Origin of the sequence: Streptomyces scopuliridis RB72 (assembly GCF_000718095.1) — a bacterium.
GTDB lineage: Bacteria > Actinomycetota > Actinomycetes > Streptomycetales > Streptomycetaceae > Streptomyces > Streptomyces scopuliridis.
Genome location: NZ_JOEI01000019.1, coordinates 59,789 through 73,843, shown reverse-complemented (window position 1 = coordinate 73,843; position 14,055 = coordinate 59,789). Strand labels below are relative to the sequence as shown.

At 71.4% G+C, this 14,055-nt stretch carries 13 protein-coding genes; 3 read left to right on the top strand and 10 right to left on the bottom strand.

From position 1 onward, the window contains the following. Positions 1 to 90: 90 nt before the first annotated feature. Positions 91 to 1,146, bottom strand: a complete 1,056-nt coding sequence (locus IF11_RS0124460; protein ID WP_030353869.1) for a tartrate dehydrogenase — start codon at positions 1,144 to 1,146, stop codon at positions 91 to 93. A 70-nt stretch (positions 1,147 to 1,216) separates the two neighbouring features. Then, on the bottom strand, positions 1,217 to 2,134 hold the full coding sequence (locus IF11_RS0124455; RefSeq protein WP_037728436.1) for a LysR family transcriptional regulator: 918 nt from the start codon (positions 2,132 to 2,134) through the stop codon (positions 1,217 to 1,219). Positions 2,135 to 2,261: 127 nt separating this feature from the next. Here IF11_RS0124455 and IF11_RS0124450 point away from each other — a divergent pair, with 127 nt between their 5' ends. Beyond that, the gene (locus tag IF11_RS0124450; RefSeq protein WP_030353867.1) at positions 2,262 to 3,161 is read left to right on the top strand and encodes an alpha/beta fold hydrolase; all 900 of its coding nucleotides are present in this window, start codon (positions 2,262 to 2,264) and stop codon (positions 3,159 to 3,161) included. A gap of 82 nt (positions 3,162 to 3,243) precedes the next feature. Here the strand turns inward: IF11_RS0124450 and IF11_RS0124445 are convergent, their stop codons facing one another. Beyond that, a complete protein-coding gene (locus tag IF11_RS0124445) occupies positions 3,244 to 3,726 on the bottom strand; it encodes a hypothetical protein (RefSeq protein WP_030353866.1) in 483 nt (160 codons plus the stop codon). 299 nt (positions 3,727 to 4,025) lie between these two features. Next, positions 4,026 to 5,744, bottom strand: coding sequence for a PHP domain-containing protein (locus tag IF11_RS0124440; protein ID WP_030353865.1), 1,719 nt, complete (start codon positions 5,742 to 5,744; stop codon positions 4,026 to 4,028). 509 nt (positions 5,745 to 6,253) lie between these two features. Between IF11_RS0124440 and IF11_RS0124435 the strand changes: the two genes are divergently transcribed. Continuing rightward, positions 6,254 to 7,027: a polysaccharide deacetylase family protein gene (locus tag IF11_RS0124435; protein WP_030353864.1), complete on the top strand. Its 774-nt coding sequence runs from the start codon at positions 6,254 to 6,256 to the stop codon at positions 7,025 to 7,027. Between the two features lie 31 nt (positions 7,028 to 7,058). Here the strand turns inward: IF11_RS0124435 and IF11_RS0124430 are convergent, their stop codons facing one another. Continuing rightward, positions 7,059 to 8,012 (bottom strand): hypothetical protein, encoded by a 954-nt coding sequence (locus IF11_RS0124430; protein ID WP_240627542.1) that lies wholly within the window; start codon positions 8,010 to 8,012, stop codon positions 7,059 to 7,061. A gap of 211 nt (positions 8,013 to 8,223) precedes the next feature. On the opposite strand from IF11_RS0124430, the gene IF11_RS0124425 reads away from it, so the two are divergent. After that, complete coding sequence (locus IF11_RS0124425; protein ID WP_051746173.1) at positions 8,224 to 8,541, top strand: UBP-type zinc finger domain-containing protein; 318 nt, start codon at positions 8,224 to 8,226, stop codon at positions 8,539 to 8,541. A 59-nt stretch (positions 8,542 to 8,600) separates the two neighbouring features. Here the strand turns inward: IF11_RS0124425 and IF11_RS0124420 are convergent, their stop codons facing one another. From IF11_RS0124420 to IF11_RS0124400, 5 genes are all read right to left on the bottom strand, one after another. Continuing rightward, complete coding sequence (locus tag IF11_RS0124420; RefSeq protein WP_030353861.1) at positions 8,601 to 9,353, bottom strand: VOC family protein; 753 nt, start codon at positions 9,351 to 9,353, stop codon at positions 8,601 to 8,603. Positions 9,354 to 9,538: 185 nt separating this feature from the next. Next, on the bottom strand, positions 9,539 to 10,078 hold the full coding sequence (locus tag IF11_RS0124415) for a DUF4232 domain-containing protein (RefSeq protein ID WP_030353860.1): 540 nt from the start codon (positions 10,076 to 10,078) through the stop codon (positions 9,539 to 9,541). Between the two features lie 172 nt (positions 10,079 to 10,250). Beyond that, positions 10,251 to 11,915 (bottom strand): serine/threonine-protein kinase, encoded by a 1,665-nt coding sequence (locus IF11_RS0124410; RefSeq protein ID WP_030353859.1) that lies wholly within the window; start codon positions 11,913 to 11,915, stop codon positions 10,251 to 10,253. A 44-nt stretch (positions 11,916 to 11,959) separates the two neighbouring features. Next, on the bottom strand, positions 11,960 to 13,066 hold the full coding sequence (locus tag IF11_RS0124405) for an ABC-2 transporter permease (RefSeq protein WP_030353858.1): 1,107 nt from the start codon (positions 13,064 to 13,066) through the stop codon (positions 11,960 to 11,962). 73 nt (positions 13,067 to 13,139) lie between these two features. Next, on the bottom strand, positions 13,140 to 13,979 hold the full coding sequence (locus IF11_RS0124400; RefSeq protein ID WP_030353857.1) for a sulfite exporter TauE/SafE family protein: 840 nt from the start codon (positions 13,977 to 13,979) through the stop codon (positions 13,140 to 13,142). Positions 13,980 to 14,055 lie beyond the last annotated feature (76 nt).

The following is a 14,055-nucleotide window of genomic DNA, read 5'->3' as shown; positions in this document are numbered from 1 at the left end:
GAGAAGGAACACCCCGGGCACCGGCGCGACATGAGGGTGCCCGGGGTGTTCCCGTTCCTGGCCTCGGGGTGCTCCCCGGGCATGCCCCGCTCAGAGCCGTGCGAGCAACTCCGTGGTGAACTCCTCGGTGCTCGCCGTACCTCCGAGATCGGGGGTACGGACCGAGGTCGCGGCCAGGACGGCCGCCATCGCGTCCGTGACCCGCGTGGCCGCCTCCGGATGGCCGAGATGGTCGAGCATCATCGCCGCCGACCAGATCGCCCCGAGCGGATTGGCGATGCCCAGGCCCGCGATATCGGGCGCCGACCCGTGTACGGGCTCGAACATCGACGGGAAGTCGCCCTCGGGGTTGAGATTGGCGGCCGGGGCGATCCCGATACTGCCCGCGACGGCGGCGGCCAGATCGCTGAGGATGTCGCCGAAGAGATTCGATCCGACGACGACATCGAAGCGCCGCGGATCGAGGACGAACTTGGCGGCGAGCGCGTCGATGTGCTCCTGGTCCCAGGACACCCCGGGGTGGTGCGCGGCCCGCTCGGCCACCAACTCGTCCCAGAACGGCATGGTGTGCACGATCCCGTTGGACTTGGTCGCGGAGGTGAGCCGGCCCGCGCGGCGGGCGGCGAGCGTAAAGGCGTAGTCCAGCACCCGGTTGACCCCGGCGCGGGTGAACACGGCTTCCTGTACGGCCATTTCCTCGGGGAAGCCGCGGTTCAGCCGGCCGCCGATCTCGCTGTACTCGCCCTCGACGTTCTCCCGTACCACCACGAAGTCGACGGAACCGGGCTCGGCCGAGCGCAGCGGGCTCTCGACCCCCTCGAAGACCCGGATGGGCCGTACGTTCACGTACTGCCGGAAGCCGCGGCGGATCGGGATGAGCAGACCCCAGAGCGAGACATGGTCCGGCACCCCGGGGTAGCCCACGGCGCCCAGGAGGATCGCGTCGTGCTCGCGGAGCCGGTCGAGACCGTCCTCGGGCATCATCGCGCCCTCGCGCAGATGGCGTGCGCAGGACCAGTCGAACGACCGGTAGGTGAAGGAGACCCCGTGCTCGGCGCCGACGGCGTCCAGGACGCGGCGGGCCGCCGGAACGACCTCGGTGCCGATGCCGTCACCGGGGATCAGGGCGATGCGGTGGTTCGTCATGTCCGGTAGTGGAGCAAGCGCGCCCGTCTGCCGTCCAAGACGGAGAATCGATGTGCCTTATAGGCGTTCGTTATGCGTCCTCCCCGGCACTCCTCCCCGGCCCCTCGTCGTCGGTGGCCGCCATGGCGCACTCCAGGAAGGCCCGCGCCGCCGGGGTGAGTGCGGAGCGCCTGCTGACGAGCGCGACCTCCAGCCCGGTCGGCGGATCGATCTCCAGCACGAGGGCGCCCGCCCGTTCTGCGACACCCCGCCATGAGTCGGTGACCACCGCCATCCCGACACCGCTCAGCACCAGCGGCAGGATCGCGACCCGGTGCTCCGTCTCCACCGCGATGGTCACCGCCGCGCCCGCGGCGCGCAGATCGTCCACGTACCCGCGCATTCCGGTGCCCTGCTGGCCCACGATCAGCCGCTGACCCGACAGCTGCTCGCGCCGCACCGCGCGGCCGGCCGCGAACGGGCCGTCCGGGGGAGTGAGCAGGACGAACCGCTGCTCCATGACCGGGTACGAGCGCACCTCGCCCCGCGGCAGCGGCCCCGGCGAGGCGAGCAGCCCCAGCTCGGACACGCCCGTACGCACCTTCTCCGTCACCTCGCGCGGGGTGAAGGCCGCCTGGACGACCACCGACACCCCCGGATGGTCGGCGGTGAAGCGCCGGATCATGCCGGTCAGCGGCTCGATCGCCTGCGAGGGCATGGCCGCCACCTCGACCCGGCCGGTGCGCAGCCCATGCACGGACTCCACACTGGCCCGGGCCAGCCGCAGACCACGCACGGCGGCGCGCGCCGGCTCGATGAGGGCCGCCCCCGCCTCCGTGAGCACCGCTCTGCGGCCGATCCGGTGGAACAGCTCGCTGCCCAGATCGCGTTCCAGCGCCCGTACGGACTGCGAGAGGGAGGGCTGGGAGAGATAGAGCGCGGAGGCGGCCCGGTTGAAGCCGCCGTGGTCGACCACGGCCAGAAAGTACTCCAGCTGTCTGACATCCATCGCGCTGCCTCCGCACTGCGTCCACGCTCGCCCGGGAACATCCCCGCGCCTCCTGATAGGACACACCTATAAGCATGGCCGTCAACCGGTCTTGGACGGGCGACCGCCGGGCTGCTGTGATCGGGCCATGAACGATCTCCTGCCCGCCACGTTCTCCCGCCGGACCGTCGACGCCGACGGCGTCCGGATCCACACCCGTGTCGCGGGCGAGGGGCCTCCCGTCCTGCTGCTGCACGGCTATCCGCAGACGCATCTGATCTGGCACCACGTGGCACCGCTGCTCGCCGCCACCCACACGGTGGTGCTCACCGATCTGCGCGGCTATGGCGACAGCGACAAGCCCCCCTCGGATCCCGGGCACACCGCCTACGCGAAGCGGACGATGGCGCGCGACCAGCTCCTCGTCATGCGGGAACTGGGCTTCGACCGCTTCGCCGTCGCCGGCCACGACCGCGGCGGCCGGGTCGCCCACCGGCTCGCGCTGGATCACCCGGAAGCGGTATCGGCGCTCGCGGTCCTGGATATCGTGCCGACGCGCCACGCGTTCCGCCACGCCGACGCCGACTTCGGGCGCGGCTACTACCACTGGTTCTTCCTGGCGGCGGGGAACGGCATCCCGGAGCATCTCATCGGCGCGGACCCGGACTTCTGGGTCCGTACCCGCATGGGCGCGCGGCACCACGGGGGCACCCCGTTCGCGCCCGCCGCGCTGGATGAGTATGTGCGCTGCTTCTCCGACCCGGCCGCGATCCACGCCTCCTGCGAGGACTACCGGGCCGCCGCCGGGATCGATCTGGTGCACGACGAGGAGGACGCCGCCGCGGGGCGCCGGATCGCCTGCCCGGTGCTGGCGCTGTGGGGCGAGCACAGCTTCGTCGGGCGGCATTACGACGTACAGGCCGTCTGGCGTGAGTACGCCGACGAGGTACGGGGACAGGCGCTGCCGTGCGACCACTACGTGCCCGAGGAGGCGCCCGGCCGGACCGCCGACCTGCTCGCCACGTTTCTGCGCGGCGGCGGGCAGTGAGCGTGCGCGGCCAGGAAGCGGCTCCGGAGGCGGCTCCGGAGGCGGCTCCGGAGGCGGTTTCGTAGGCGGCTCCGGATGCGGCTCAGGAGGCCGGTTCGACCTCCAGGAAGCGCCGTCGGCGCGGCCCCCGGTAGAGCAGGGCCTCCCACCCCAGGCGCGTCAGTACGCCGGCGCACTCGGTCAGGGCCCGCTCCTCGTCCTGGGCGGCCCCGCCGCCGTGCGGGCCGAGCCACTCCACCCGTACGGCGGCGGGCGGCTCGGCCGCGTGTACGCGATACCCCGTCGCGACGCGCTGCCCCGCGTCGTCCACCGCGGACGCCGGCAGACCGGCGGCCTCCAGCGCGAGCGCGACGGCGCGCACCGGCCGCCGCCGCTCCCACTGCGCGGGAACCGCCGCCGGATCACCGGTCCCGGTGTTCGTCAGTCGTCTGATCTGGAGCAACCCCTCGAACGCGACCAGGACTTCGGCCGCCCGTGCCTGGGGCGTCGTACCGCACACCGGGCCGTCGCCCGTGGCCGCCTCGAAGCCGCCGGGCCGCTCCGTCCCCTCGTCTCCGCTCGCCATCCCCGCCGCCGTCCCTTCCGCCCTGTTCCCCGACCGGCCCGTGCCCGGCCCCCTCATGTGCCTGGACCCCTCATATGCCTGGACCGACAGAAGACCCCGACCGGACGGGGGACGCCGGTCGGGGTCGTCAAAAGGGAGAGCATGGATGGCGGTCGCCTCGCGGCGATGGGCTCCATGGGGCTTCAGCCGAACGATCTTCCCCATGGGCAATTCTTATATGGGGCCCGGGGACTCAGTTCCATCCACACCCTCACCAGGTCCAACGGCGGGCCCCCGCCGATTGTTCCCGGGGCGTGCGATCAGGACGGAAGCACCCAGATGGGGTTCGAGTAGAACCACAGGTCCTTCCACGGGTCGGCGTCGCCGACCACGTCCAGCGCGGGGCCCACGGGGTCGACGGCCGCGCCGTTCGGCCCCACGGCGGTGCGGTTGCCATCCGTGCCGCGCAGCCGGACGTAGAGCGGCCCGGAGACCCGGCCCAGCTTGTACGTCAGCCGGACGGTGCCCGTCGACTTGTTGACCTCGAAGGACTTCGCGACCCTGGCGGTCGGCGCGGTGAAGGTGTCCTTGTCGTGGACGTGGCCCGTGACGTCGCCCTGGATGACATCGACCCGCGCCAGCTTCGGCACGAACTGCGCCCAGTTGGCGCCGTTGGCCAGCGCGATGTCGATGGACAGCTCCACGTCCGTACCCCGCTTGACGTGCAGCGCGCCGCCGAGCGTGGCCCAGCGGCCGCCGCCCTTGACCCGGGCGTCCAGACCGCTGATCAGACCGCCGTGGTCGACCCAGATCCGGCCGGCCCGCATACCGTCCATGACCGCCGCGTACGAGAACCGGTCCGCGCCGACATGCGTACGGCTGTAGTGGCCCGGCCAGTAGTCGCCCTTGCCGAGGTCGAGGCCGGTTCCGTAGACGGGGTCGGAGTGCTTGCCGTTCGCGTTGAAGTTGTCGTCGGGCCCGATGACGGAGGGCTCGGCGTACACGCTGTGCGAGTCCGAGTTGGCGGTGATCCACCACGGCTTGCCCTCGGCCAGCAGGCTGTCCCAGAGACCGCCGACCGTGGAGGTCATCCAGTCGAAGCCGCCCCAGGTGCGGTAGCTCTCCGGCGGGTACGCGGCGAAGGAGTTGGCGTTGGGCCCGTTCTCGTAGTAACCGCGGCCACCGCCGCTGCCGTACGGCTTCGGCAGACCGGCCGCCTGGTGGCCGGGGGCGCCCTCCATGCCGATGGCGATGGGGTGGTCGGCCGAGGTGGCGTCGCGCCAGCCGCGGATCTCGTGGGGCGAGTCGATGCCGTTGCGGGCCGGGTGGTTGGCGAGCATCACGGCGTCGTCGACCTTGCGCCGGCGCACCTGGTCGGCGAGGAACTGGAGCCCGGAGACGGCCAGCGCCTCATTGGTGGCGTTGGAGGAGCTGGGGTGCAGGCTGCCGTCGTAGTCGGTCTCGAACTTCTTCAGCACCTCCACCTCGTTGCGGCCCGGGTGGACGAAGACCGTGGCGTGCTCGGCGCCCGGGATGTTCCACTCCAGGCCCTGGAAGACGAGCTGGTCCTTGTAGGTCTCGCGGGCTTCCTTGATGTCCGGGTTGACCTTCTCCACACCGATCTTGGCGTGCGCCGCGCTGCCGTGGTCGGTGATGACCATCCAGTCGAGACCGTGCGCCGTGCCCTGGCGCACCTGGTCGACGACGCGGTACTTGCCGTCGCTGCTGTACTGGGTGTGGATGTGGTGGTCGCCCGCCAGCCAGAGGAAGCCGTCGCTCTTGCCCCGGCCGGCCGAGCCGCCGGAAGCGACCGACTGCGCGGCGGCGGCGGTGGCCCCGCCCAGCACGCCCGCCCCGGCCAGGCCCGCGCCGAGCAGACCGGCGCGGCGCAGCATCGAGCGGCGGGACAGCTGGCTGGGCGACAGCTCACTGTCCGGCACGTCGGCGTCGAGCGCCGGGGGCAGGGGGCCGGTGTCGGCCTGATGGTGGTGCGTGTGGTCGTGTGCGTGGTCGTGCGGGTGGTGATGGCCGTGGCCCATTGCTGCTCCTCGCCGATGCCTGTGATGCCCAGCGGGTCAGATGTTCGATTGCTGGGATGAAGGCGTGGTGACGGGGATCCGTACGCGCCATGTTGAATGCCGTACGGAATGCCGGGCCGGGGCGCGTTGACGCAGGTCGTACGTGGTGCGAGCACCTTCACCAAACATCCGGGAGTGAGGGGAGCCCCACTATGCACTGCGTGTATACGCGCTATGTATAGTGCGGGTATGTCATTCGGCCATGCCCTGTCCGGGTCGCTGCACCCTGCTCCGCCCTGCCCGCTGTCCGCGTCGGCGTTCCGTCGTGTACGTCGCGTGTTCGGCGTGTTCGGCCTGTTCCGCATGGCATAGCCGGCTCGCCGGGCCTCCGGGCCGCGGCCGAACCGACGTCATCCGGCGCGCCGTTCCGCGCGCCGGCTCCCACCCGGGCCCGGTGTGGGGCTCAGTGCTGCGCGACTGAAGCCCTCTGTCTCTCACGGGTCACTCAGCCATCGCAAGAGGGATTTGTCATGCCAAAAAACACTTCGTCACTCGGCCTGAGGGCGGCGGGCGCCCTGGCGGCGGTCGCCTCGCTCGCCCTGGTGCTGAGCGGCTGCTCCGCGTACGACGCCGACTCGCCCGCCGACGCCAGAGGCGACGCCAAGAACGGGGCGAAGGTCGCGGCCGGTGCGGTCGACTGCGCGAAGGAGCGTTGTATAGCCCTGACCTTCGACGCGGGACCGTCCGAGCACACCCCCGGGCTGCTCGACATCCTCAAGAAGGAGAAGGTCCCCGCGACCTTCTTCCTGCTCGGCGAGAACCACGTCGTCAAGCACCCCGACCTCGTGCGCCGTATCGCGGCCGAGGGCCATGAGGTGGCCAACCACACCTGGTCGCACAAGATCCTCTCGGACCAGGACCCCGACTCCGTACGCCAGGAACTCGCGCGTACACAGGACGCCATAGCGGAGATCACCGGCCACAAGCCCACCCTGATGCGTCCGCCGCAGGGCCGTACCGACGACGAGGTCGCGAAGGTGAGCCGCGAGCTCGGCCTCGCGCAGATCATGTGGAGCGCCACCGCCAAGGACTACTCGACGACGGACTCCGAGCTCATCAAGAAGCGCATCCTCGACCAGGCGGACCGCGACGGCATCATCCTGCTGCACGACATCTACGACGGGACCGTGCCCGCCGTCCCCGGGATCATCGAGGAGCTGAAGAAGCGCGGCTACACGTTCGTCACGGTTCCCCAGCTGCTGGCGCCGGGACACGCCGAGCCGGGGAAGGTCTACAAGCCCTGACCGCGCGGGCGCGCGCCGGGCGGCAAGGGGCTCAGGACGGGAACTCGCTCTCGGGGACCTCGCTGGTGGTGGCGTTGCCGCCGATTGTCTTGGCCAGCGAGAAGGTCAGCACGGTGTACTGCGTACCCCCGCTGACCTGCACAGTTCTGAAGTCCGCCGTGTCGTCGAACTTCTCGAAGGCGCAGTCCCTGGTGAAGGACTTCTTCGAGGAGTTCCAGTCCGAGCCCGAGGTGAAGTAGACGGTGTACGAGCCGTCGCCGACGCGGCGCACCGTCGTACTGGCGCCCTTGCGTATGTACACCGTGAACGCGGTCTTCTTGCCACGGGTCAGGGAGACCACCGCGTCGGAGTCCGTGCCGTTCTTGACGGTCAGCCGGCCCAGCCCGCCCGACCGGGCGTCCTTCACGAAGGCGCCGTTGCCGAGCCGGCGGTGCTGCGGCTTCTCGGTGCGGGGCAGCTTCAGCCGTACGGGGTAGCCGAGGCCGGTGAGCGTGGTGCTCGCTTCCCTGACGCGCCGGGGGCCGTCCGCCGAGCCCAGTTCGACGCGCGGTGAGGTGGCACAGCGTCCCTCGCCCGCCCCCGCGTCGGCCAGGCTCCGACTCAGATCGCGCAGCGAGGCGGCGAGAGTGGCGTTGCCGGTCACGGCGTCATCAGGGGTGTCGGCCGTCTCCAGCCCGCCGGCGGCGGTGGCGGCCGCGGTGGAGGCCGTACCGAGCGCCCGCTCCAGGGCACGGCCCTCGCTCGCGCGGTCGACCGCGCGCAGGGCCTTGTCGAGCGGGCCGAGCGTGGTGTCCAGCGCACCGCGGTACGCGGCGGGGTCGACGGTCGGCGTAGGACTCGGCGTGGGAGTGCTGACCGCCGCCGGGGACCCGGAACCGCCGCCGCTGTCACCCCCCGAGCCGCACGCGGTCAGCGGCAGCGCCAGTGCCAGGACCACACCCGCGGTCGTGGCCCGTCCCGAAATGCGCGTGCGTAGGTCACTCACCCTGCTGCCCCGTTTCCCCCCGCCCGCCCCCCGGCGAGCACCGAATGTCCAGGCTTCTCCGGTGCCGGACGGCTGTCAAGACGCCGCCGGGTGCGGCCCCGGTTCCCGTCCTGCTGGCGGTGGCGGGGGACCGGTCGTACGGTGAAAAAAGGGCGACTGACTCGAAGTGACCTGTGCGAGTGACCTGTGCGGTCGGACGGGCGGCGGCGTGATGACGAACGGCGGAGAGCGCGTGAGCGGGTTCATCTGCGGTCATCTCGCGGATGTGCAGCCGGTGACTCCGGACAGCCCGGACACGTGTACCGAGTGTGTGGCCATGGGCGACACCTGGGTGCATCTGCGGGAGTGCCAGAGCTGCGGCCACATCGGCTGCTGCGACTCCTCCAAGAACAAGCACGCGACCGCGCACCACAACGCCTCCGGGCACCCGCTCATCCGCTCGTACGAGCCGGGTGAGGGCTGGTGGTGGTGTTACGAGGACGAGGTCGTCTTCGAGGTGGAGGGCGTACCGCCGGTACGGCCGGCCTGACCGGAGGACTGAGCCGACGACTGAGCCGAACCGGGCTCAACGGGACGTCGGCCCGCGCGTCAGCGCGACGTCACGGTGAACAGCGCGCCGTCCGGATCGCGCAGCGTCGCCTCCACCGGGGCCGGCGACGCGTCCGGCGGCGAGAGCAGCGCGCCTCCGCCGTTGAGCGCCGCCGCCACCGAACCTGACACCTCCGGCACCCGGAAATACACATGCCAGCGCGGCCGGATCCGCGGGTCGGACGTGGCCTGTACGCCGCCGCCGCGGATCTTGGCGACCACGTGCTCGTCCTGCCGCAGCACCGCGTGATCGTGTTCGCGGACGAGCGTGAAACCGCCCTCGGTCTCCGGCGCCCAGCCGAGGACCTGGCTGTAGAACCTGGCCGCGTCATCGGTGTCGCGGGTGCGCAACTCCAGCCAGGCCGGGGCGCTGCCGCGCCCCACGGTCCAGTCGGAGCGCACCGCGCCCTCCCAGATGCCGAACGCCGCGCCGTCGGGGTCCGTGGCCAGCGCCGCCCGGCCCGAGTGGAAGGCCAGCGGCCCCACCGCGACGGTCGCACCGCGCTCCCTGATCCGGGCCGCGGCCTTGTCCACATCGGCCACCGCGAAGTACGGCGTCCAGGAGACGGCGACCTGAAGTGAGGCCGCCAGCGCGCCGATGCCCGCGACCGGCATCCCGTCGGAAAGGGCGACACAGAAGTCGTCCCCCAGCCCCGCCGGCCGGTAGGTCCAGCCCAGCACATCGCCGTAGAAGGCCTGAGCGGCGGGCAGTTCACGGGAGAGCAGCGTCACCCAGCAGGGAGCTCCGGCCACCGTCTGTGAATCAATCTTGTCCCGCTCCACACCGCTCACTCCACCCTCGCCCCGACTGCTGTCACTCTCTGCTGTCACTGCCTACTGCCCCCGTTCGATGCCCCTACTCTGCCAGGCCCGGCACCACTTCCCCGCCGCGGGCAGCGGTCCCGGGGGCCCGCGGGCACGTGGACCCCCGGCACAACTCAGCGCCGGGCGGCGGCCAGAGCGGCGTCCGCCTTGGCGCGGGTGGGCTGCCAGAGCGTCGTGACCGGCTCCCACACGGGGATGCCCGCGGGCGATCCCAGGGAGGCGGCGTCGAACCGTGCGCCGTAGTGCGAGGGGTCGCCCGCGACCGTCAGATACGCGACCGTACGGGAGTCCTCGGCGGCCGGGTCGATGGTGCGCACCGCGGCGTACGCGGTCCCTCCGGCGGCGAGCCTGTACGGCGCGCTCTCCACCGGCGGCACGGGCTGGGCCGCTCCGTCCAGGTCCCCGAAAGTGATGGTCGGGATACGGTCCACCACGCAGGCGCGGCCACTCTTGTTGGTGACGCCGATACGGACCTGGTTGACCGCGCCGGACGCTGTCGCGGTGACCTCGACCACGCTTTCGCGGCAGGTGGCGAGGGCCGCGGGCGCGAAGACCTCGTCAGGCGCGGGGACGGCGGCCGTGGCGCCGGTGGCGAGCAGGAGCACGGTGAGGGCGGCGGCCGCCGGGGCGACGAGGGCAGGACGGATACGCATGGACGGTTTCCCCGTTTCGGTCGATCGGTGGCGAGAGTGGCACAGCGCCGGACGGCGGTTCGTCCAGCATTGGTCGTGCTGTGCCGCTCGCCTGAGATGACACGCGAACGGCCGTGGTGGTTGTACTGTCCCGGCGAGATTCGATCACGGGATCGCCATCTCCGACGGCGCGTCAACCACCGTTCCGGGGAACGGAGTCCAGCACCTTGCCGGATCTGCTCGCGGCCAGGTAAGCGGCGCCGTAGTCGTCCACCACGTAGACGAGCAGAACGGGCTGATCGTCGGCGAAGACCCACGCGGGGTCCACGATCACATAGCGGCTTGTCGGTTTGTCGACATCGAGGTCCTTCTCGGCGGTCCGGAGCAGACCGGGAAGCGCGTCCCAGTCGAACGAGGTGAGGTCCACCGTCCGCTTGCCGGCGGTGAGCGTGCCGCCCGCGCCCTGCCGGGTGGCCTCGCCGTCCCGGTACTGGAACGTGTCGTAGAGCCGCTTGTCGTCCGGGACCGGGGCCTCGGCGGAGGCGTAATCGTCGTACACGACGAACCTGTTGACATCCGTACCGCCCATCACGGGTTTCAGCCCGGCGATCACGCTCCTGATGGCCGACGGCGAGAGAAGGGAGCCAGGGGACTTCTCGCGAGACGACGCCGACGCCGACGGGGTCGGGGCCGAGGACGGGGTCCGCAGCGGGGCGGAGGGCTCGGGGGCGCCGGTCACGGTCCGGTCGCCGCCGGGGGAGGCCCCGTCGGCGGCGGAGTCCCCGGGCCACGGCACCAGCGTCCAGAGCAGCACACCGGCGAGGCCGGCTCCTGCGACGGCGACGGCGACCGGCATCCCGCGCCCGATGCGCCGCCTCCCGGCCGGCACGGGCACGGCCGGTACGAGCGGCGGTGGCACGAGCGGCGACGGCGACCGGTGGGCGAGCGTCACGGTGTCCACCGTTCCGGCCGCGAAGCCGCCCTGTCGGCCGCCATGCTCCGGCCGTCCCGGCCCCTCGGCCTCCGTAACGGACCCGAGCATCCGGTCCAGTTCGGCCGCGTCCGGCCGGGCGCCCGTGTCCCGGTTCAGCAGCGCCACCAGTACGGGGGCGAGCGGACCTGCCTGGACGGGGGGCGGTATCTCCTCGTCGAGCACCGCCGCGAGCGTGGCGAGCGTGGTCGCCCGTCGCAGCGGATGCCGGCCCTCGACCGCGACATACATCAGCATGCCCAGCGACCACAGATCGGAGGCGGGGTTGCCCTCGTCGCCGCGGATGCGCTCGGGGGCGATGTAGTCGGGGGAGCCGATGAGTTCACCGGTCGCGGTCAGCGCCGTGGACTCGCGCAGCGCCGCGATACCGAAGTCCGTGAGGACCGGTCGTCCGTCGGCGCGCAGCAGGACATTGGCGGGCTTCACATCCCGGTGATGGATCCCGGCCGCGTGCGCCGCGCGCAGCGCCGCCAGCACACCGCGTCCGATCCCGGCGGTGTCGCCCGGGGTCAACGGGCCGTGCGCGAGCCGCTCCTGAAGCGACGCTCCCGGCACCAGCTCCATGACGATCCAGGGATGGGCCACCTCGGCCGCGTCCACGATGTGATGGATCGTGACCACGTTCGGATGGTCGATCCTGGCCAGCGCGCGTGCCTCCCGCAGCACCCGCTCGCGGAGCGTCCTGGCGGCCGCCGGATCTGCCGCGAGCATGGCCGGATCGGGGGGCCGTACCTCCTTGAGCGCCACCTCACGGTGGAGCGCCAGGTCACGGGCGCGCCACACCATGCCCATGCCGCCGCTGCCGAGCCGGCCGAGCAGCTCGAACCGTCCGTCGATCACCCGTCGTTCGGGACCCCCTGCGTTCATGGCGCTCAGGGTACGAGCCTCCCGAAGGGACGCTCACACCGCGCTCACACCGCGCTCGCACCCGCTCCCGTTCCCGGGGCCGTACCGGCGTGCGCCGGGTTGTGCTCCCGGCCGCCGGGGTGCCGTCGGCGCCAGGACCAGAACACGGCGAGGGACACGAACGCCCAGCCCGCCAGTACGGCGAAGGGGAACACATGCTGGGCGTTGCCGAAGTACACCGCGGTGTGGTTGGCGTTGATGGAGGCGCCCGGTGGCAGCCACCGTCCGATGTGCCCCAGTAAGGAGGGCAGCAGCGGCCAGGAGACGGCCCCGCCGGACGAGGGGTTGCCCAGCATCACCAGCAGCACCCAGGTCGGCAGCATCGCCCACCGGCCCATGAGGGTGTTGAACATGGTGAAGACCATCCCGGACGTGAACATGGTGAACGCCAGGATCAGCCACGATTCCACAAACGGCAGATGGAGCGCGCCGAGCCACCAGTCGACCACCGAGGCGATCGTGAACGCGCCGAGCAGGGAGTACGCGGCGGTGAAGGCGATCCGTTCCCAGGGGTTCAGCTCGGACGCGTGGATGCTCAGCTGAATCGCCCCGATGAAGCCGATGACCACGGCGGCGAGTGAGACGTAGAAGAGCGCCAGCCCGCGCGGATCCCCCTTCTGGAGCGGCTTGACATCGCTGATCCGTACGGGGACCCCGGCGGCCCTGGCCACCGGCAGGGCCGTCTCCGTGAGCAGCTGCGCCACGGATGCCCCGGCCGCGCCGGCCACCGCGAAATCGACGCGGTCCGTACGGAACGTCAGAATCGCGAAGACCTCCTGCTCCTCCACCCCGCGCCGCGCCGCCGCGTCACTCGGATAGCGATGGAGTTCGAGCGAACCGTTGAGGGCCTTCTCCATGCCGCTCACGAAGGCGGTGGCGTTCGCGGTGCCGGTAGGGCCCACCACGGCGGCGGGGATCCGGTGGGGCGTCGGATTCGCCATGTTGTACGTGTAGGAACCCGCGAAGAGCCCGGCGGCCGCGGCGAGGATGAAGGTCAGGACGATCGCGGGGAGGAAGGGCGAGGCGGTGAAGGCGGACCAGCGCTCGCCCATGGTCCGATGTCTGCCGTGCGCACCGCCGGAGCGTGGGTGACCTTCATGATCCGCGTCCATGAAGGCACCGTAAACCACTCATATCGGAAGAGTGCCGCATATTGTCCGCCCCTCAGGCGGTGAGGCGCGGGGTTCAGCGCAGCAGGAGTTGCAGACCGCCGAGGACGGTCGCCCCGATCACCAGCCGCTCGAAGAGCCGTTGGTCGATCCGGTCCACACACGCCTTGCCGATGAGGGCGCCCGGAAAGACGAAGAGCACCAGAGCGGCGTCCAGCAGCAGGGAACGGCCGTCGACCAGGCCGAGTCCCACGCTGAAGGGCAGCTTGGAGGTATTGACGATCAGGAAGAACCACGCGGAGGTGCCCAGGAAGCCGAGCTTCCGGAACCCGGCGGAGAGCAGATAGAGCGACATGACGGGGCCGCCGGCGTTGGCGACCATGGTGGTGAAGCCGCCGAGCACACCGTACGAACGTGCCGTGACGCGACCGGCGGGCGACGACGCCCCCGGGCCGCTCTTCTCGGAAACCGCTCCCGTCTCCTCGCCCGTCTCCTCCCCCTCCCGTGGCTCCTTCGCACTGTCCGCACTGTCCGCCCTGTCCGCCCTGTCCGCGCCGCCGCGTCGTCGCCAGATCGTGACGCCCGCCATCAGCAGCAGGATCGCGCCGATCGAGGTGCGGACAGCGGCGTCATCGGCCCAGAGCAGGAAGACGGTGCCCGCCCCCACCCCCGCGGCGACCGCGGGGAACAGCCGCCACAGGGTCGGCCAGTGGGCATGGCGCCGGTACGTGAGCACGGCCACCACATCACCGACGATCAGTATCGGCAGCAGCACGCCCGTCGACTCACGCGCGGGCAGCACGGCGGCGAACACGGCCAGACTGACCGTATTCGCGCCGCTCACCGCGGTCTTCGAGAAGCCCACGAGCGCCGCCGCCGCGGCGAGCGCGGCAAATCCCCACCAAGATATGTCCATTTCGGCAACCGATGGTATGCCCCGGTGCGGGACCGCCGCCGGGCGGACGGCGCTATTTGTCAGACAGGGCCTAGGA

Bases quoted from the DNA above. Each gene is read 5' to 3' on its own strand.
- IF11_RS0124460 (WP_030353869.1), bottom strand. From the start codon at position 1,146: ATGACGAACCACCGCATCGCCCTGATCCCCGGTGACGGCATCGGCACC.
- IF11_RS0124455 (WP_037728436.1), bottom strand. From the start codon at position 2,134: ATGGATGTCAGACAGCTGGAGTACTTTCTGGCCGTGGTCGACCACGGC.
- IF11_RS0124450 (WP_030353867.1), top strand. From the start codon at position 2,262: ATGAACGATCTCCTGCCCGCCACGTTCTCCCGCCGGACCGTCGACGCC.
- IF11_RS0124445 (WP_030353866.1), bottom strand. From the start codon at position 3,726: ATGGCGAGCGGAGACGAGGGGACGGAGCGGCCCGGCGGCTTCGAGGCG.
- IF11_RS0124440 (WP_030353865.1), bottom strand. From the start codon at position 5,744: ATGGGCCACGGCCATCACCACCCGCACGACCACGCACACGACCACACG.
- IF11_RS0124435 (WP_030353864.1), top strand. From the start codon at position 6,254: ATGCCAAAAAACACTTCGTCACTCGGCCTGAGGGCGGCGGGCGCCCTG.
- IF11_RS0124425 (WP_051746173.1), top strand. From the start codon at position 8,224: ATGACGAACGGCGGAGAGCGCGTGAGCGGGTTCATCTGCGGTCATCTC.
- IF11_RS0124415 (WP_030353860.1), bottom strand. From the start codon at position 10,078: ATGCGTATCCGTCCTGCCCTCGTCGCCCCGGCGGCCGCCGCCCTCACC.
- IF11_RS0124410 (WP_030353859.1), bottom strand. From the start codon at position 11,915: ATGAACGCAGGGGGTCCCGAACGACGGGTGATCGACGGACGGTTCGAG.
- IF11_RS0124405 (WP_030353858.1), bottom strand. From the start codon at position 13,066: ATGGACGCGGATCATGAAGGTCACCCACGCTCCGGCGGTGCGCACGGC.
- IF11_RS0124400 (WP_030353857.1), bottom strand. From the start codon at position 13,979: ATGGACATATCTTGGTGGGGATTTGCCGCGCTCGCCGCGGCGGCGGCG.